Source organism: Saccharicrinis carchari (assembly GCF_900182605.1).
GTDB lineage: Bacteria > Bacteroidota > Bacteroidia > Bacteroidales > Marinilabiliaceae > Saccharicrinis > Saccharicrinis carchari.
In genome coordinates, this window is record NZ_FXTB01000012.1 from 1 (window position 1) to 19,434 (window position 19,434).

Genomic DNA, 19,434 nt, shown 5'->3' on the forward strand with positions numbered 1-19,434 from the left:
GGGCCATTAAGAGATGAACCAGCCTACACAAATATAAAAGAAGTGACGGAATCATCCCGTTTAATATACAATGATCAAAAACTGTATTTTATTGGCATCCCAACTTATTTATTAAATACGCAAAATGATTTCGGATCCGACTGGCATCCCTCCTACCGGGGGCAGCTAAAGATGGCGGCACATATTATTCCTACTTTATCCAATATCCTTAATTGGGATTATGACGATTCAGAATTCAGAATTATTGATTCAGATTTTAACATGCAAAAAACAAAATAGATTATGGTTATAAAAAATATTGGTCGGTATATCCTCGGAGTCGGTTTGTTTTTATCAGCGGCTTGCTCCATGGTAGACAGCGATAATAACTTTAATAAGGATAATAATAAAAACCTGTTGCAATATGTAGATCCATTTATAGGGACAGGTTTTCATGGTCATACATTCCCGGGAGCTGTTGTTCCTCATGGTCGTGTTCAACTGAGCCCCGACACGCATCTGTTTGGTTGGGAAGCAAGTAGTGGCTATCATTACGATGATACTACATTGTATGGCTTTAGCCATACCCATTTAAGTGGCACAGGCATCGGCGACATGGGCGATTTTCTGTTTCTGCCATTTACTGGTTCGTTTCCCGATAAAAAACCCACTGGACATTTTTCTCACGAAAACGAATCGGCACAACCAGGTTATTATCAGGTTAAGGTGCAGCCTTGGAATATAAATGCAGAATTATCTGCAACAAAACGTACGGGATGGCATAAATACACATTCCCGCAACAGGATGAAGCTTGTGTGATGATAGATCTCTCGCATATCCTTCAGTCCGATTGGGGGCATCATCTGGTGGAGAGCGAAATTGCCCTTTTGGATGAACATACGGTAATTGGCTACCGCTTAACAAGTGGGTGGGCAGCTAATGATCCGGTTTGGTTCAGGTGTGTATTTGACAAGCCAATTTTGAACCATCAAATACGTGTAAATAACGAAGTATTTAATGGTAAGGAAGCTGAGGGTAAGGATTTAAAGCTTTACCTATCATTTGGAAGGTTAGATAAGGCCTTGAATGCATCGGTTGGTATTTCAGCTGTAGATGTGGCAGGAGCCGAACAAAACCTTTCGGAGCTGTCGACTTATACTTCGATTGATCAGGTTGTGCAAGCGGCGCAAAAGGAATGGAGAAGCGAACTCGAAAAAGTAACTATCGAAACCGACAATCAGGCAGTACTCATTAATTTTTATACTGCCATGTATCATTCAAAAATTGCTCCCATGCTTTACAGCGACCTCGATGGTCGTTATAGGGGCATGGATCAGGAAATTCATCAATCTGACGGAAAGGAGCATTATACGGTTTATTCTTTATGGGATGTTTTCAGAAGTTGGTATCCGTTAATGACGATAATAGAACCGGAGCGAGCGCGGGATTGGGGCTATGATCTTTTGGACCATCAGGAAAAGGGTGGCCTGTTACCAAAGTGGCCGCTGAACGGAAATTATACAGGTACTATGGTAGGCTATCCCGCCGTTGCCATTTTGGCGGATGCTATGCAAAAAGGATTACTTGATTCGATTCCTGATAAATTATTGGCCGCAGCCGTGAAAAGCTCGCAGTGGAACCCTGTGTTTAAAGAAAAACATAAAGGCACACGTGCAGAAAATGTGATGCCTGAGCACATTTACTATAAAGAAAAAATGGGCTATGTGCCCGTGGATAAATGTACAGAGTCAGTATCGTACGGACTGGAAATGGCTTATTATGATTGGTGCATTGCTGTAATGGCCGAATTAGTTGGCGACGCTGAGCTATCCGGTCAATATTACGAAAAAGGCAAGGCCTATGAATATTATTTTGATTCTCAAACGCAATTTATGCGGGGCAAGAAAGCTGACGGAAGTTGGGATGAAAATTTTAATCCGCGTTTCTCAGATCATCTAAAAAGTGAATTTGTAGAAGGAAATGCCTGGCAATGGACTCCTTTTGTTCCACATGCCATTAATGAATTAGGGCAGTTAATGGGTGGAAAGGAAAATTTAGGTATTTGGCTCGATAGTTTATTTACAACCTCCTCTGTTATAGAGGGAGACAATGCTTCGGCAGATATTACTGGCTTAATAGGTCAGTATGCACATGGTAATGAACCCAGTCATCACGTACCCTATATGTATCAGTTTTCTGATCGCCCGTGGCGAACTCAGGAAGTATTGGATTCTATATTATATCATTTCTATAAGCCTACCCCCGAAGGGATAATTGGCAATGAGGATTGTGGTCAAATGTCGGCGTGGTATGTTTTAAATGCACTTGGCATCTATCAAGTTACTCCCGGTAGGGATGAATTTAGAATTGGCCGACCCATTATAGACAAAGCACGTTTGGCCATTGGGGATGGTTTTTTTACCATTAGCGTAATAAATAACTCTCTGCACAATAAATACGTGCAAAAAGTTGAACTCAATGGAAAAAAATTAGAATCTCAAACATTTAGTTATGATGATTTTAAAGATGGAGGGGAACTTAAAATATACATGTCTGAAAAAAAAATAATTAACTGGATAAATTAAAAGTTAGTACTTTGGAAATTCAGCATAATCAAAATATATGATTATCTATAAATTAGACGCTGCTGTTTTTATAGCTGTAGCTTTGTGAGGTGTTTTAATACTTTTCAGCTTAAATCTTAGCTCCTCCCCCATCATCTATATTATCCCCCAGCGGTACCCCTCGCGTTACAGCACTTGGCATTACTTAGCGGAAGGTGACCTGAAAAACGGTCACACTATTCCGCTATAGCATGCCAAGAGCTTTTAACGCCCCGCCAATACCCTTGCAAACAAGGTTTCCTTGCTCCGTAAACTCCGATAAGGAAACTTTTTATTTACAAGCGTGTTTTTTGCTTACGCGCCCAAATGGTACAACCCACCGTTGAGTGACGCACCGTGCCGTTTTTGGTTTGCTGCAAGTTATTGATTGCCAAAAGCAACAGAATAGGGGGCTAACACCTTTTTTATGAACGCAGCAACAGATTTAAAGCTTGCTTCAAATGGCTCTTATTCAAAACGGATTTCTAATCTCATTTCGAGTGCTTTGGCAACTTTTAAAAGATATTCAACGCTTGGGTTAAATTTTCCGTTCTCCAGCTTTGAAATGTTCCCTTCAGGCTTGTTTATTAATGCTCCAAATTGTGTCTGTGTTAATTTTCTTTCTTCCCTTAACTGTTTTATTTTAGAGCCAAGCTGCACATTATATAGACTACCGTAAATTACTTTTGGTTCGTCGTCTTTATTCCCCAAAAACTCTTTTTCCATAGGATAAAGTGTGTTTTTTTTCATCTCATTATAATTATTGATTTATGTGGTCCCGATGCATCGGGAGAACTCGCCGATAATGTTTTCCCCTCCCGCAAAAGCGGGACAAGTTATGTGAGAGGCTACTCTTATAGCCTGCCCCGACCATTCGGGGGCTCGTTTCATAACATGTTTGTGTTTTGTTAGAATACAATATACATATAGTTGTAATATACTACAACTTCATATAGGTTAATTTCTTCATTGCCCACTGTGGGGAGAGCGGAAGTTCTTATTTATTCAAATTTCCTGCAAAATACCTACATGCCTCAAAATAGTAAAGGGGAAAAAGCAAGGCTTTTTTCCGTCGGATTTGTTCATTCCGTAAAAAACGGAATGACATAAACCCCTTGACTTATTTTTCATCATCCGGTCTTTAAGCACAAAATTTAATTAAAACAGGTGTGCTTGATACCATTAAAAAATCCCAAAGGCATGGGTATTAAATTATGAATGAATACAATTTCCCACAAGTTGAATTAAAGTATGTATTAGACAGTAAACCCATTTATAAAATAAATGGACCTAGTGATATTTGCCGATATGCACGATCTCTTTATGATGGAGATACTATATCACACAGAGAGTTTTTCTTTGTTATCTTCTTAAACCGTTCAAATCATATTTCGGGATATTATAAAGCTTCGGAAGGTGGAATATCCGGAACAGTCGTCGATGTTCGTACTATTTTTCAAGCGGCGCTACTTAGCCAAGCTTCGGGATGTATTATAACGCACAACCATCCATCAGGCAATCTTGAACCATCACAACAAGACATGGCCATCACAAATAAAATTAAAGCTGCGGCAAAGATGCTGGATATCGCGTTACTAGACCATATAATTGTCAATGCTTTTGATGAGTACTACAGTTTTGCAAATGAAGGGGCTTTATAGCCCTTTTTTTATCAATTCAGATTATAATTAGGCCTAATGACTACATAGCTGCGAAAACGCAAACAATTTTACATCTATCAGTATATTAAGAGGATACACTTAGTGTGTTGTGTAAAAATAACAAATCGAGTTTGCTTTTTGCATATAATCTGACCCGTGACTAATATGTTGCCCATTAGCCACTTCATGGGTTCAGCAAATAATAGTTGGCCTAAATCACAGCTATGTTGGTCACCGGGCCATTTACGCTAGGATTAATCATGGAAAAATATTTACCTTTAACAAGGTGAAAAAACACGGGATATGAAAAGATTTTTAATTTTTACTGTTCTGGCTGTAAGCTTCTCGATATGCGCGATAGGGCAGAACCTTGCGTTTATAGGCGAGAAAAGTTTTCCTTGCACGGAAACCTTCATCCTAAAATCGAACTCGGATAATGATTTTATCGCCGACCTAAAACTTGTATTCGCGAAGGATGGGGAGAAGGAGCTATTGATAATCAGCTCGAAACTGGTGAGCACGGTAAGGATAAGCGGAAAGCTTATCGTGTACCTTGATGACGGCTCTGTCATTGCCTGTGACGACAAAGGCATAAAGGACAACATGGATGATGTGGCGATAACAGCCTATTACCTGACCTCTGCTGATATCCGTAAACTGGAAAAAAGCAATATCAACACGGTACGGTATGTGGTTAAATGTGAAGAATGCCTCTCGAACGCGATATATGAGGGCATCTACACCGCCTCAAACAAAGGAGACTTGGAAACCGATTTTATGTCCGTGACTACTAGATTCTTTAACCAAACTGAAGAACAACCATATATACCACACAAACAAAAGAGCGAAACAGAAAGAAAGCCTTACATAACAAATATGGCTCCTGGTCTTTCATTAAAAGGACGCTCATTATTAGGACCATTGCCAGCTCCTAATTATAGCGTTCAGGAAGAAGGTATAGTTGTTATTGCAATAACTGTAAATAAAAAAGGAAATGTGGTTAATGCCGAATTTGAGTTGAAAGGTTCAACTACTCAAAACAGACAATTGATATCTGCAGCTTTAAAAGCAGCATCTCAGACTAGATTTAATTCTGATTCTAATGCAGCAGCTTTTCAACGAGGTTCTATTACCTATCATTTTGAACTTAATTAAAGAAATAGTCTCACGAAACCAATTTATAGGGAAAAGGATAGGACTTTTTTTTGGTGACAAAGTATACCTTTTCCCCTTGTTTGCCCAAATTTAGCACTTACCCCCGCATTACTTATGACCGCTTGTGTGTGCCTCGTTATTCCTTCCGACTATTTCTATTATCTTGTCTATTAGTGGTTTAAACTTTATGAATAATTTTTGCGATGCATTATCAAGTATTTAGTTCTCAAATTGAGGTTTCGTGAGGCAGGTTAGGCAAGGCTGAGCATCAAGCTGTCTGAAATTTAATAAGGAAGTTCTCATGAAAATGGGGCCTTACCTTATTTTAAAGTGGGTTAAAGGTATGGTTGGCGTGAAGAGTGATTGTGCTTATACTTGACGAACCACTGTACAAGTGACTCGTGAAAAAAGAGCATATGTAACAATAAACGCTTTGGATATTAGTGTTTTTATAAAAGTGTGTCCGTTTTTTTTATGTCTTTAGATGTTGCTTATGATAAAAAAGCCCAGGCACCATCTTTTGTCGATGAAAAACCCGGGCCTTCCCTTTTTACAAGAATTCTACCCTATAAAGCTTATTCTAATGGTTTTTCTAAATTATAGATTGACTGAACCTGCGCATCGCTTAAAACAGTTTTATAAATTCTAACTTCATCCATCATACCATGGAAGTATCCTCCCCAGGCAAGAGGAATAATTTTGTCGTTATCGTAGTTAGAGTCATCGGCTGCATACACATCAGTATCCCTACCAAAAACAAGATCGTTGGGTGAAGAAACAAGTGTTCCCGGGGTATCTTCCCACACCTGCGCTTTTGTTCCGTTTACATAGAAAGTTGTTTTCCCATCCCCTACTGTTACTGCTAGGTGATACCACGTTTGAATATCAAGTTCGGGCTCGGTGTCTTTGTCAAAAATACCGTCGGTAGTTGCAACAGTGAAGAAAGCTTTGTTTACCGATTGGAGCTGAAACTTGTACCCATTCCATGAGTGCAATCCGATAAAACGATTGTTCTCAAGTATTTCCGCAGCATTTACCCAAACAGCTATTGAAATAGTTTGCGGGCTAAATGCCGGGTTGTTCGGTATTTTTACATACGCCCCCATATCGAATGAAAGTGCTTTGCCTTGATTTCCATAGCGGTCTTCTGCCCATACGGGCAATCCACCGCCCCAAGTGTCGGCACCGCTTGTGAGGGTTCCGTGAAAGTCATTGCCGGAGTGATCGGTAAGGGTGGTTCCTGAACCATCGTCAAAGGTCCAATGACCTATAAGAGCTGTTGGGGCTATGGCCTCTACCACTTTAGAGTTGTAAACACCTATCGCTTCGTTCAGCGCAATTAAGGTGTTATCAACCGCCGTCTGAAGAGCATCGGGAGCGCTATTGACAAGTTTTGCATTGTCAATTACAGCTTGAAGAGCTACTTTGGAACCAGGGATGTACTGCCCCTCGGCAGTTCCTTCTTCTGTACCTGCAATAAGATCTTCGGCCACTTTAATTTTGGCCGCCAATTCAGTTTTATCAACTGAAACCGGATCATCATCGTCGTCGCTACAGGAGTTAAAGGAAATAAAACTTCCTGTAAGCAATACGATTACAAACATGTTCATCCATTTAAAATTTTTCATGTGATTGAATTTTGATTAATAAATAAAAACTAATTTAATTACGGCTAATTGCTTATCTGATTGTTAATATCTACTTCGTTTTGGGGTATCGGAAAAAATCTATGTTCATCATATTGAAAGTTGGTTTCTGAAAGTTTTTCTTCGGAATATGTTTTTCCATAGCGCATCAGATCATAAAATCTATGGAACTCAAAACCCAGCTCTACCCTTCTTTCGTTACGGATTATTTCTCGTAAGATACCTTGATCCGTTGTGACAACATCTTTAAGGAGATTTGGCGGGATAGCTCCAAATCCTTGGATCGACTCATCATAAAGGAAGCTCTCCCTTGCTCTTTTTCTGACCTCGTTTAAAGGTGATAGTGCCAAGGTGCTCCTGGAAAGTTCATTGAGCGCTTCTGCTTTTATCAATAGGATTTCCGCATATCGCATAAATATATAGTTAAGATTGCCGTTGCCCTTTAGGCCGGCGGGTATCTCTGATAAAGGCTGGAGATGTTTTTTTTGAATATATCCGGTGGGTGACCAAGTGGGATCAAACGCCTCGCCGTTAATCCATTCTGAACCTTCTCTGCCTAATGTGTAATCTAAACGAGGGTCAGAAGCTCCATCCGCATTTTTTTCAAAAGCGCTTACAAAATCTTTGGTGGGGACATTAAAAAAGTAGCCGTTTTCGGCCTGTGGCGCAAACCATTGGTTTAAAATATTTCCTTGAAACGGATCTTGGTCGCTTAAGTGCTGTATCTCAAATAGGGACTCGGCGTTGTTTTGGGTTCCGAATTTAAAATTGTGACTGTAAATGGGCATAAGGGAATAGAGCCCAAGAAGCTCGATGTCGTCAATAGCATTTAAACAAAGTTCATATTTTTTCTGAAATAAATAAACTTTTGCCAAAAGACCCAATGCTGCGCCTTTTGTTGCCCTACCCTGTTGCACGCCGGTGGCAGACAAAGCTTCGGCAGATTCAATCAAGTCGGTTTCAATTTTTTCGTAAATTTTAGCGACCGATGATATGGGTACGTGCAAGTCTTTTTCGGTAACGGCCGGTTCAACTTTAAGGGGTATTTCGCCAAATATATTTACTAAATGGAAATAATAGTATGCCCTCAGGAATTTGGCCTCGGCCGTAGTTGTCTCTTTTACTTCTGGACTAACATTGGCACTTAGGCGATAAATTACATCGTTCGACCTTGATATCCCTTCGTAATATCTTTGCCAGATGCTTTCGAGAAATCCATTGTCCCTTGTATAAGTAAACTGTCCGATAAATTCAATTTCACTTTGGTCTCCAGGAACGCCACCTTTAATGGCGTCGTCGGAAGCAACATCGCCATAGACCCACAAAGGGTTCTCAATGCTGGTAAAGCTTGCCGGCTGATAGGCCGCGGTGAGGGCAAGCATGGCATGCTCATCGGTTTGAAAAAAGGTTGCACTTGTATATATGCCTTCCATTTCCTCCTTCAGGAAGTCGGTGCATCCCGTCAACAAAAGGACAGCTACGATTAATATACGGAATAATTTTATCATGGCTATATAGATTTTATTTTTTACAGAACTAATCATTACGGCTAAAACTTAATTTGTATGCCAATATTGTAAGACCTTGCCAGAGGGTAAGTCCCCCAGTCGATACCGGCAGCAGCATCACCTTCTGCTTTTGAATTGTCGCTGGTCGTCATTTCCGGATCCAAGCCCGGATATTTCGTAAAGGTCAGCATATTGTGTGCGAGCAAATAGATTCTTGCATTGGTCATTGCCAGTTTACTTATCCATTTTTGTGGTAGCGTATAGCCTATTTGTACATTTTTTAGGCGCAGGTAGGATCCGTTCTCCAAAAATCGGGTGGAAGGTCTTGTATTATTTGATTTTCCGCTCCACGATGCTCTGGGCTGCGTGTTACTTGTGCCTTCTCCTGTCCAGCGTTCATCGTAGTACCGCTTAGTTACGTTAAACGGTCGGTAAAAGCCTTCGATATCAGTTGCCACTTGATAGTATATTTTATGGCCAAAATCGCCTTGCCAAAACATAGATGCGTCTATGTTTTTATAGTTGGCAGCAATTTGCAAACCAGTTGAAAACTTTGGTATGGCACTACCTACATGCATTCGGTCGCGCTCATCTATATATCCGTCGGTATAACTATCTGCATATCGCACATCGCCTGGGTAAATATTGTTTCCTTGATGTGCATTGGTAGTTATTTCTAAATCGTTTTGAAAGATGCCCTCCATCTTGTATAAATAAAATGAGCCAATAGGCTGCCCAACTTCTGTTCGGGTCGCATAAACCCCATTGTCAATCCTTCCGCCTACGATTGGGCCTCCCAGATCCAATACTTCGTTTCGCAAATAGGCAAAATTTCCGCTTACATCTAAGCCAACATCTCCAAGCTGATTCCTATAGCTTAAGTCTAACTCAATACCCGTGTTAAGGATCTCGCCATTGTTAACCCAAGAAGGCTCTGCATATCCAGCTGAGGGGGGGATGGGTTCTCGTACAAGCATATCTGCTGTTATTTTCCTATAATAATCCATAGTGAGCGAGAGTTTGTTTTGCCATATTGCCATATCTAATCCCACATCAATTTGTGTACTTGTTTCCCATTTTAAATCGCGATTCCCTAAATTTGAAATCGCGTACCCCGGTGACATAACCCCACCGAAAGGATAGTTAATATTAGGGGCAAGTTGATCTGAATAGGGGTAGTTCCCTACTTCCTGGTTTCCAATCGCACCGTAGCCAACCCTAAGCTTTAGCATAGAAATGAGGTCGTTATTTTCCATAAAGCTCTCTTGGTCGATGCGCCAGGCGCCAGACACGCTGTAGAAGTTTCCCCATTGGTTACCATCGCTAAAGCGCGAAGAGCCGTCTCTTCGTAGGGTCAGTGACAGCAAATATTTTCTGTTGTAGGTATAATTTGCCCTTCCAAAAAATGATAGGAGGGAATTGGCCCATTTATTTTCTGATGCCACCACGCTTCCTACTCCGTTTCCTAAAACCACCAAATGGTCAGCTTGATCGGGGAAGTCCCTTTCGGTTGTTGCATGGGTATATCCTTTGTTTCTGATAGTTTCTGTTCCAATCATTGCCGAGACGCTGTGCACATCTGCAAAAACTTTATTGTACGAAAACACATTGCTGGCAGTGAAAGACTGGAAATACCCATTTGAAATTTGCAGTGAATTAGGATTGTTGATTCTTTGATTTGTGCCCCAGGTTTCATTGAACCTTCTTTGGTTAAAATCGGTTTTGTCCATACCTAATGTGGAAGTGAAGTGCAAATAAGGGAATAGTTGGATATGCGCATTAACATCTCCAAACAGCTGGTCCTGTCCGCGATTGTTGTTCATCTTCTCGGCCAACCCTACAGGATTGTACCCATCGCCAAAGAAATTTTGATTGGCGGGTCGATCCACAAACTGCCCGTCTTGGTCATGAACAGGGATTGCCGGTGTACGAAACAATGCGTAACGAACTACACTACCTCCATTTCCACCGTATCCGTCCCCGCTACTTCCTATAATATCGTTATCGCTTTTGGAAATATTTATATTTGTACCTATTCGGATGTAATCATTCACTTGGCTATTTAAGCTTACCCGTCCCGAGTGTTTCTTATAGTGCGATCCTATTATTATTCCTTGCTGCTCAAATAAGTTTGTAGATATAAGATAGGTAAGTTTGTCGTTACCTCCATTAATTGATACGGTTTGATTTTGAATAAATCCTTTGCGAAAAATTGCATCGAGATGATCCACGTCCGGTAAAGTGGCTGCAAGGTCACCGTCAATTAAATTCCGCAGGAATATTGGGTTATCAACAAAGGCGTTGTCGTTGTTGGCCGCCTCGTTGTACATACTAATGTACTGGTCGCGATTGGTCATGGGAGTTAGCTTCCCATGCTCTTGAAAGCCAACTTGGGAGTTGATTTCTATTTTTGTTTTACCCTCGGTTCCCTTGCGGGTTGTTATAATAATAACGCCATTATTGGCCCTCGCACCGTATATTGCGGCAGATGCGGCATCTTTAAGTATGCTGATAGACTCAATGTCGCTGGTTGATAAAACGCTAAGTGCGTCAACCGTTGGCACACCATCAACGATATATAGGGGATCGTTACTGCTGTTGATGGATCCAACCCCTCTAATTCTAACATTTACCCCTTCGCCCGGCATTCCTGTGTTGGAGGTAATATTTACACCCGCGGCGCGCCCTTGTAAAGATTGATCGATGCCGGCTACCGGAAGCGATCTGATTTGGTCTGCATCTACATTTGAAACTGAGCCTGTTAAATCTATTTTGCGCTGAACCCCATACCCAATAACTACAAATTCATCCAGTACTTGCGTATCTTCCTCCAGGATAACATCAATGCGCCTGTTCTGTCCTACAATATGAGATTGGGTTTTAAAACTAATATAGCTGAACACAAGGGTTGGGTTTTCAACCTCCCGGGGGATTTCTATCTCATATTCACCATTTAAAAAACTCGATGTTCCATATGTAGTTCCTTCAATAACTATAGAAACACCCGGCAACCCAATACCTTCGTTATCTTTTACCGTGCCACTTACCTTTATCGCCTGGTCTTGACTACTGCTGGCTAAAGGTATTAGCAGTGCTATTATTAAAATCCAAAGGCTTTTTATTTTTATAGTTTCCATTTGTTTAGATTTTTTTATTTTCATGATTTGCTTTCAAAAACTATTTTTTTGTGACAGTCTGTGTGCTAAACCTATTTATAAGAAACAACTACATCGCCTGCTTTATAAGCTCCATTCTGCTTTTCAAGTTTTAACCCTTCCGGAATTTCAACAATAAGTCTTGCGCTTTGAGCAGGAATACTTAATGGAGTTTTCCCTGTTATATTTTTTGCCAATACACGATGAGAAACAACATCGAAAAGATAGATCGGCTCCCCCTGATAGAAATAATCAACTTCCATCGCTTTATCGTAAGGATTAAAGATTAGATAAGTAGGGTAAGCGCTGTCTCTATGGAAATCAGTTGCCAGGCAGTCCAGTTTTAAAATAAAATCGACATTGGTTTTTTGAACGATTGCACCAAAAATACCTACATGTGCCGAACCATAAATACTAAATTGAGATACATCGGGATTGTTTTCGGCCCAAAGGGGACCGTCTCCTAAAGCTACTGGTGATGCGTCAACCAATAATGTGTTGTCAAACTTGTCATTTTTTCTAAGTCCTTCATAGGCGATCACATTTCGGGTTAAATTCTTTTTATTAGGAAGAGTCTGGTTATTATCGGGAATTTCGTTGGGATAGAATAAGCGAGTGGCATTGGCTACATTAAGCATCCATTTCCCGATGGTTTCGGCATATTCTGGGGCATACCTAACCATGGGGACCAACGGCCAAGCCATGTCGAAACTATTCATCAGAAAGCCGAAGCCTCCACCGTCGTCCCAGCTGCCTTGAATCCCATGTACATCGTAACTGCCCCAGCGCTCATTGATTATTCCCCAGCCATATCGTCCATCGCTTGCATGAGTGCCATCAAAAGTCCAGTCTAGGATGGGGTGGAAATTATAACTTGTTCCATGTTGTGCATTTAGCCGGGCGGCAGTTAATGCGCCAAAGGGCATGAGTACTTCGTAGAACCTGCTCTCTTTTTGTGCAAGGAGTGCCTCTGTTGCAGATTTGGCGCCTTGTAGATACTTTTCGTCCCCAAATTTTTGATAAGCTGCCATAAGTACCCAGGCATGGCCTGCCGCTGCATCTTCTTGAAAAGGGATGTGGCTCTTTTTTCCTTCCATTGTTGAATAATCGAAGAAGGAGTAGCTGTAATCTCCATTTAAAGTTGAATCGGCGCTGTAAAACTGGTCGGCAACAATTTGCATTAGGCTGTCGGACCGATCCACTCCGGGGAAAAGATCTGCAACGGCGTAATACAACATATTCGGAAACACATCGTACCACCAATCTCTCGAATATCCCCCTCCCAGATTTCCGACTTTTTCGGAAGTGTTGTTCATGAATATATTCCACTCATTATCTAGGTTGAAATAATTTTGGCTCATTTTTACATAATTATACCCTTGCTGGTCGGTTTTGTCAATTCCAACCAAGCCGGCGCTCATTAGTGCGCCAAGAGCACCAACAGCTTCGTGAAACTCTCCTCCATTAGCATCGCTGCCCTGCCTCACATCGCCTATTGCCGTGTAAAGACCAAAGGTTTGCTGAGGAAAATTGCGCTGGCTATCGTCGAGCCATATAAAAGGCAAATAGTCGCCTTTAATATTATAATCGAACACATACCGATCAAAATTGACGGCAACCTCTTTCCAGTCAAGCATTTTGTATGGTTGCGGAAGAAAGGGCATAGTTTCTACCCTGTCAATCTGCAATTGTTCGATCGGTTGCTTTTGATCGCAAGAAACCAGCAAAAGAAGTAAAACAAGAAATGTTGAGATATAGGATATGTTTCGTTTCATAACAATTATTTTTAGCATTGTTGATAGTTTAATGGTCAAGTTTAGTGGCAACAAGATTAGGATTGTCTTTTTTTACCTCACCCACAGTTTTGTTTACATGGTTGATAATATTTTTTGCAACAGGAATAGAGATCATCTGGATAAGAGCCACAATAACGAGTGCATAACGAAGCGCAAAATCTTTAGAAACATAAAGAGCGAGCACTATGAATAATACAAGCCCGAAGAAGCGGCCAATATAGAGGCCAAATTCGTGATTAAAGATATAGGCGTACTCGCTTCTGTTTTCTTTTACCGAGAGAATATCGATTACTCTCATCTGAATTGGAAAGTAAGCGATATCGTGCAAGGGCATAAACAGGACTTTACAAAGAACAAAAATTATGACCCCAACCGCAGAGAAAAGTATCTGATTGGCAAGTGCCCCGATAAGAAATATAACCATCCCGGTGGTAAAAATAATTAGCCTGTGCTTGGGTTTGGTTGTCCTGCCCAAGATGTACAAGATAAATGCAGTTAGAATACCGCCCACACTTTGAACGGTTCCAAGTGTTCCTTCGTCGCCAACTAAAGTCATAATTAGAATGGCCGGTGCCGTAACCAAATATCCTTGGATCATACCCTTTAAAGATGCAAGAGCAAGCATCTTTTTCCAAAGCAAGTCAAATCGGAAATAGAGAAACTTCTTCTTGTCGGGGTTTCTAAATTTTTCTTTGTGAATTACCATGCTTGCAAGTATGGTAAGAAGAATTACTACCCCTGTGACCACCTGATAGGCTCCTGTAATTTTTCCGTCGAACCATTCATTTTTTCCGCTTTGGACAATAAACCATCCAACAACAGCCGGTACAATAATAAACGTAAGGGTATAAAAAAACGTTTCAACTCCGTAATAATAATTTCTGTTGCTATCGTTTGTAGTGTCTAAGGTTAAAAAATCCCTATTGGCCCAAAAAAAGCCGAAAGATGCACCCATAATTAAGCCAGCGATGGAAACGCCGCCCATATCTATTTTGCTGAGCGTCATCATAAAGATCATTGAAATACCGCTTAACAGCATTCCGAAACTGTATAAATGCGAAATGTTAATTTTCTTCAGCAAAAAACCGTTTATTAAGAATGTGAAAGGAATACCGGTATATACGCACAGTTGATATACTGCAACCATCGAGGGGTCGTTGGAACTACGCATAATGTAAGCGCCAACGAAAATATCGATGATGGGCAAAACAAACGCATATATCATGTTGGTGATAAGCACCAGGCGCATATCGCGCGGCATGGTAAGGAAAAACTGATATTCAGAGAAAAGTTTCTTTTTCATTATTTTTAGATATGGTAACTTTTAACTCCCACAGAATAAATCTTAAACGGGGGATCTTATTTCTCACAGATAATATGTTTTACTTCAATGAATCCAGGATTTCTTGAATGGAAAGTTCTGCTCCGCAGATTACTTCATCGCTAGCTCCGTAATAGAGTGTAATTGTATCGCCGTTTACAATATGGCCATTGGTAAAAATCACATTTCCAAAAAACCCTTCTTTTTCGTATTCCATAATGGGCTCCATGATGGGTTTCATACTTCTTGAAATAACCTTGGCCGGATTATCCCTATCAAGAAGGAGTGCGCCCAGGCAGTATCGGTTGTTCTCATCTGCGCCATGGTATATCTCCAACCATCCTTCGGATGTTGCAATTGGTGCAGCTCCTGCCCCTACCCTTGCGCTGTCCCACATTCCTGATCGTGTTACTGCAATGCATTGGTGTTTGCCCCAATGAAGCATATCAGGGGACTCGGCTATCCAGATATAATTACCCCCCAGTTCAGGACTGCTTGGCCGGTGAAGTGCATAATATTTATTGTTGATTTTTGTGTCGAAGATTGCACAGTCCTTATTGTGGGGAGGGAAAATCATGCCCTGCCTTTTAAAGCTCTTCCAATCTTTTGTTGACATATACCCTACACCTACCGCAATTTCTGAAACCATGGTGTAGGTAAGGTGATATTCTTCGCCTATTTGGGAAACCCTGCAATCCTCTATTCCAAACGACTCATATTCCCCTTTACCATTAATTGACTTATAGGAGTCCGGTTCTGTAAAAACTTTTCCATCCTTACTGTTGACCAAACGTAAATGGGATAAAGTGGTAAGGTAATTTTTACCATCGTATGTTATTACTCTTGGATCGGAATCATCAAGCTTGGGGTCGTTCTGATCGAAGGTTAGGATCTCGGCTTTACCATTCGCATCTAAAACGGGGACTTTGATACTCCCCTCTATCTGTTTGGTTCTTTCGGCAACCCGGCACAGCATCCAAGTTTTCCCATCGAACTGAAAAACGCCCGGATTAAGGAGGCATTCGATATACATCTCCTTTGAGCTTGGTTTTATATCCTTGGGCCTAAGAATCGGATTATTTTTAAATCGTTTAGCAATATCCATCTTATCTGTTTTAAATTCACCTGTTTGTATTGTTTTCAAAATTAAGATGAATTAATGTGAATCGTGTGTACCGGGTTTTCAAATTAGTACATCCTATTATCAAAATCGACTTAATCGTTATAGTTCAAGGCTTTTAGCGTTTTTTTAGTTGCTAAAAAGTGAGAGTCCAGATTATTCGGAAATCATAAAGCGCGTAGATAGAGTCTTGTTATTTGTTAAAATTCTCAAAAAATACAATCCCGACAAAAAGCTAGAAGGTAAGTTAATAGTCAATGGTGTTTGTCCATCATCAGATAAACTGTGGCTCTCATAAAAGGCCAGACTTCCTTTAATATCAAAAATTTGATACTGAACATACTCCACATCACTGGTATCAAAAAGTAAATTAACAACTAAATTGTTAACTGGATTTGGGTATATAACTAAATCTTTATTGGTGGATGGATGTGTGATTCCTACATCTTCCAAAAGTTGTACCTTATTAATTTGAGCAGGCGTAAGGGCAAAGTTGAAGATGCTAACCATAGCCATATCGCCCATAAAGTTATACTCATTATTTCCGGGTAAATTTTGGCCCAAAACCATATTTACAGGGGATTGGTTAATTGTCCCTGAATGATTTGCGAAGGAATCCAGTTCTCCGTTCAACCAAATCTCCATATTTACCCCGTCATACAATGCTACCACATGGTACCATTCGCCTGCTGTTAGGCTAGACTCGGAATCAAGATCTCTTATGCTTTCGCTAGAATTGACCGTAAATCGCAACTTGTTGTCGGTAATAGATATCTTAAATCTGTTTTCCCAGCTTCCATGCGAAATGGGATGCTGCTCTTTGGTGGAAAGCTCATCTATCTTTAAAAAGATAGAAATTGAGATTTCCTCGGAAAAGTTTAATTTTTCGGATGAAGGCATTAAAATATTGGCCGAGGAACCGTCAAAGCGTGCCGCATGATTATTGTTCCCGTTCATATCGTCGGTCCAGGTTATCCCTCCACCAACAATCCCATGAAGATTATTTCCGCTATCGTCATCGGCATTCCCTCTTAATTTATAAAATGCGACTCTGTCCCCCGCGGGATTATCCTGAAAGTCCCGAACAATAATTTGCACACTATCTTTGGCAAACAGATTATCCGGATTGCTCACTTTGCATAAGATGTAGTAATTCCCCTCTTCCTCGGGAGCGGTTAAGGTAACAGACTCACCATCGCCTGCGATAGCACCACTTAACTTTGTTTCCCATGCGTATTGCAAAGGGTCGTTGTAATAATCCTGCGCATTACATAACAGCGCGATTTTCTCTCCAGGTTTGCATTTTCTGGGAGTGGCTGTGATAGAAAGTATTTTGGGAGGGTGCGGGATTCGTTCTACTACATCTATTTGTATTGATAAGGAGTCTGTTAAACCACTTTTGTTTTCAACTTTGCAAGCAATTGTATATTTACCGACATCTTTTGGCGCATCGTACTTTATCTCACTAGTAGCCATGGATACGGAGTTCCCTATAAACCAAGAATATGTAAGCTCCTCGTTGTTGGCATCGTATGCCGTACAGTAAATAGTCGTTGATTTATTTATTTCTAAGGTGCTGTCGGCACTTGCCAATGCTTTTATTCGGGGAGGTAAATTTTCCGTGGGCAATCCATTATTAAAGTCAATAATTACACCGTTGGCAATTGTTTTATTGTTTGTATATTCTATCTCTGCCTCCTGTGGCACTATCACAATCATGACAGCGCTGCCCGCAGATAATTCAATACTGGAAACACCTGATTGCCCATGGCCGATAAACTGATTAGAAATGGCATCGTATAATTTAAAAGTGCCTTCGGGTAAATAGAAATTAACTGAATGGGCTTGTTCAAATGGGTTATAATAAAGATAAGAGGGGAAGGCTTCTTGACCAAAGTAATCTGTTTTGAGCAAATCCAGCTGAAGGATTCCTTCTATATTGGTTGTGTCGATAATGGCAGCCAATGTGCCAACGTGGGACGAACCGTACAGCATTAAATTGGTTTGCGCCCATCCGCCAGCAATAGCATCCCCGGTTGCGTAGGGTTCTTCGTTGTTCTTGACCTCTCGCAGTGCTTCGTATGCTATGTAGGAGTTTGGATCGTAAGTTTCGGACCAAGTTGCATTGTCCTGCATATTAGGAGGGAGGTAAGCAGGGTAAAGGAGTCGTGATGCGTTGGCCATATTCAAGACCCACTTGGCGATGCTTTTTGAAAACCGTTCATCATACCGGAGCATCGGTACAAGTGCCCCCGCTTGTTGAAAACCGTTCATCAAAAAGGCATAATCATTTCCATTATCGTTCGCTTCGCCAATAAGCCCGGAGCAATCCAAATCTCCCCATCTACCAACTATCGCTCCCCACCCTCTAAGATCGCCTCTATCGAAGCACCAGTTTACCATTTTTTCAATATCGTATCGAGTAGCCATCTCTGCGTTCATTCTTGCAGCAGTATAAACGCCGTAAGGCAATTGCAACTCATAGGAAGGATTGTCGGCCCACTCATTTAAAAATTCCATCGCCCACTCAGCGCCCTTTAAATATTCCTTTTGTCCTGTCTCCACATAAGTATTATAGAGGATCCACGCTATTGCTCCTGCGGCTTCGGGTTGTTTAACGCCTTCATCCAGCGGATCCATTGTTGACATGCTCCATGCGCGGTAGTTCATATAGGGCGATGCCCAAGGGGTATCGGATGCGCCCATTTTTCGTAGCGCTCGCATCCATTGGTTGGCCATGACCGGTAGTTGATCATCAAAGATTTGAATTTCAGGGTACAAATCTTTTAGTTGCATAAAAAAAACATTGGGCATGGTTTCGTACCACCAGTCGTTGCCCGAACTCGTTTGAGGATGATTCAGATATATATTCTCCTGTGGGCGTTTGTTAAAAAACTCTCTTACCATGGACACCCAGTTGTTGCCAAACTGATTGGTTTTATCTATACCCACCAAGCTTGCACCAACAACGGCAGGAATTACGTTGATGGCCTCACCGGAGCTTGGCGCGTTTGTTCCAACCGCAGTGTGCAAGCCGAAGCTTGGAAGTCCCGGGTAGTTAAGCGAATTATTCCGGGAAAAGACCAGAGGTAGGTGCTCACCAACAAGATTTTGATTAAAAACGATGGAATCATAACCGCCGGCAACTTTTTTCCAATCCCGCATTTCGTATGGTTGGGGGAAGTTGGGCATTAAGCTAATCCTGGGAATATCTATTTGTTGCCCCGATAGTTGACTGGCCGAAATTGAAAATATAATTATTAGCCAATGGGGTATGATTCTGTTTACATATCTCATAAGTTATTTTTCAATAAAGATACACCCATTTATAAAGAATTTTGTAAACTCTATTTGCAATACTATACACTCTATTATCAAAATGGGATCAATGATTTTTAGAGGAATAGTACAATAAAAATTTAAGTTAACTTGCTTCTGAAAAGTTTAGGGAGAGTATTGCGTTTTATCGACTAACTTTACGATTATGTG

General features: G+C 40.9%; 11 protein-coding genes and 1 pseudogene. 4 read left to right on the top strand and 8 right to left on the bottom strand.

Annotated features, from left to right (window positions below; translation table 11 throughout):
- Window positions 1–279, top strand: a pseudogene (locus FN809_RS16165) (hypothetical protein); the annotation flags it as partial.
- Between the two features lie 3 nt (window positions 280–282).
- Window positions 283–2,565 carry a GH92 family glycosyl hydrolase gene (locus FN809_RS16170; protein WP_142534577.1) on the top strand — a complete coding sequence of 761 codons (2,283 nt, stop codon included), beginning with the start codon at window positions 283–285 and terminating at the stop codon, window positions 2,563–2,565.
- A gap of 486 nt (window positions 2,566–3,051) precedes the next feature.
- Here FN809_RS16170 and FN809_RS16175 read toward each other — a convergent pair whose 3' ends face one another.
- Window positions 3,052–3,333 carry a helix-turn-helix domain-containing protein gene (locus FN809_RS16175; RefSeq protein ID WP_142534578.1) on the bottom strand — a complete coding sequence of 94 codons (282 nt, stop codon included), beginning with the start codon at window positions 3,331–3,333 and terminating at the stop codon, window positions 3,052–3,054.
- A 464-nt stretch (window positions 3,334–3,797) separates the two neighbouring features.
- Here FN809_RS16175 and FN809_RS16180 point away from each other — a divergent pair, with 464 nt between their 5' ends.
- Window positions 3,798–4,244, top strand: coding sequence for a JAB domain-containing protein (locus FN809_RS16180; protein ID WP_142534579.1), 447 nt, complete (start codon window positions 3,798–3,800; stop codon window positions 4,242–4,244).
- A 303-nt stretch (window positions 4,245–4,547) separates the two neighbouring features.
- Window positions 4,548–5,399: an energy transducer TonB family protein gene (locus FN809_RS16185; RefSeq protein WP_142534580.1), complete on the top strand. Its 852-nt coding sequence runs from the start codon at window positions 4,548–4,550 to the stop codon at window positions 5,397–5,399.
- A gap of 575 nt (window positions 5,400–5,974) precedes the next feature.
- On the opposite strand, the gene FN809_RS16190 is transcribed toward FN809_RS16185, so the two are convergent.
- From FN809_RS16190 to FN809_RS16220, 7 genes are all read right to left on the bottom strand, one after another.
- Window positions 5,975–7,027 carry a LamG domain-containing protein gene (locus FN809_RS16190; RefSeq protein WP_142534581.1) on the bottom strand — a complete coding sequence of 351 codons (1,053 nt, stop codon included), beginning with the start codon at window positions 7,025–7,027 and terminating at the stop codon, window positions 5,975–5,977.
- Window positions 7,028–7,071: 44 nt separating this feature from the next.
- A complete protein-coding gene (locus FN809_RS16195) occupies window positions 7,072–8,553 on the bottom strand; it encodes a RagB/SusD family nutrient uptake outer membrane protein (RefSeq protein ID WP_142534582.1) in 1,482 nt (493 codons plus the stop codon).
- A gap of 41 nt (window positions 8,554–8,594) precedes the next feature.
- Complete coding sequence (locus tag FN809_RS16200) at window positions 8,595–11,690, bottom strand: SusC/RagA family TonB-linked outer membrane protein (RefSeq protein ID WP_142534583.1); 3,096 nt, start codon at window positions 11,688–11,690, stop codon at window positions 8,595–8,597.
- A 71-nt stretch (window positions 11,691–11,761) separates the two neighbouring features.
- The gene (locus FN809_RS16205) at window positions 11,762–13,483 is read right to left on the bottom strand and encodes a hypothetical protein (RefSeq protein ID WP_142534584.1); all 1,722 of its coding nucleotides are present in this window, start codon (window positions 13,481–13,483) and stop codon (window positions 11,762–11,764) included.
- Between the two features lie 28 nt (window positions 13,484–13,511).
- Window positions 13,512–14,807, bottom strand: coding sequence for an MFS transporter (locus FN809_RS16210; protein ID WP_142534585.1), 1,296 nt, complete (start codon window positions 14,805–14,807; stop codon window positions 13,512–13,514).
- Between the two features lie 79 nt (window positions 14,808–14,886).
- Window positions 14,887–15,969, bottom strand: a complete 1,083-nt coding sequence (locus tag FN809_RS16215; protein ID WP_221929458.1) for a glycoside hydrolase family 130 protein — start codon at window positions 15,967–15,969, stop codon at window positions 14,887–14,889.
- Window positions 15,970–16,101: 132 nt separating this feature from the next.
- Window positions 16,102–19,242 carry a LamG-like jellyroll fold domain-containing protein gene (locus tag FN809_RS16220; RefSeq protein ID WP_142534586.1) on the bottom strand — a complete coding sequence of 1,047 codons (3,141 nt, stop codon included), beginning with the start codon at window positions 19,240–19,242 and terminating at the stop codon, window positions 16,102–16,104.
- Window positions 19,243–19,434 lie beyond the last annotated feature (192 nt).

Bases quoted from the DNA above. Each gene is read 5' to 3' on its own strand.
- FN809_RS16180 (WP_142534579.1), top strand. From the start codon at position 3,798: ATGAATGAATACAATTTCCCACAAGTTGAATTAAAGTATGTATTAGAC.
- FN809_RS16185 (WP_142534580.1), top strand. From the start codon at position 4,548: ATGAAAAGATTTTTAATTTTTACTGTTCTGGCTGTAAGCTTCTCGATA.
- FN809_RS16195 (WP_142534582.1), bottom strand. From the start codon at position 8,553: ATGATAAAATTATTCCGTATATTAATCGTAGCTGTCCTTTTGTTGACG.
- FN809_RS16220 (WP_142534586.1), bottom strand. From the start codon at position 19,242: ATGAGATATGTAAACAGAATCATACCCCATTGGCTAATAATTATATTT.
- FN809_RS16210 (WP_142534585.1), bottom strand. From the start codon at position 14,807: ATGAAAAAGAAACTTTTCTCTGAATATCAGTTTTTCCTTACCATGCCG.
- FN809_RS16190 (WP_142534581.1), bottom strand. From the start codon at position 7,027: ATGAAAAATTTTAAATGGATGAACATGTTTGTAATCGTATTGCTTACA.
- FN809_RS16175 (WP_142534578.1), bottom strand. From the start codon at position 3,333: ATGAAAAAAAACACACTTTATCCTATGGAAAAAGAGTTTTTGGGGAAT.
- FN809_RS16205 (WP_142534584.1), bottom strand. From the start codon at position 13,483: ATGAAACGAAACATATCCTATATCTCAACATTTCTTGTTTTACTTCTT.
- FN809_RS16170 (WP_142534577.1), top strand. From the start codon at position 283: ATGGTTATAAAAAATATTGGTCGGTATATCCTCGGAGTCGGTTTGTTT.
- FN809_RS16200 (WP_142534583.1), bottom strand. From the start codon at position 11,690: ATGGAAACTATAAAAATAAAAAGCCTTTGGATTTTAATAATAGCACTG.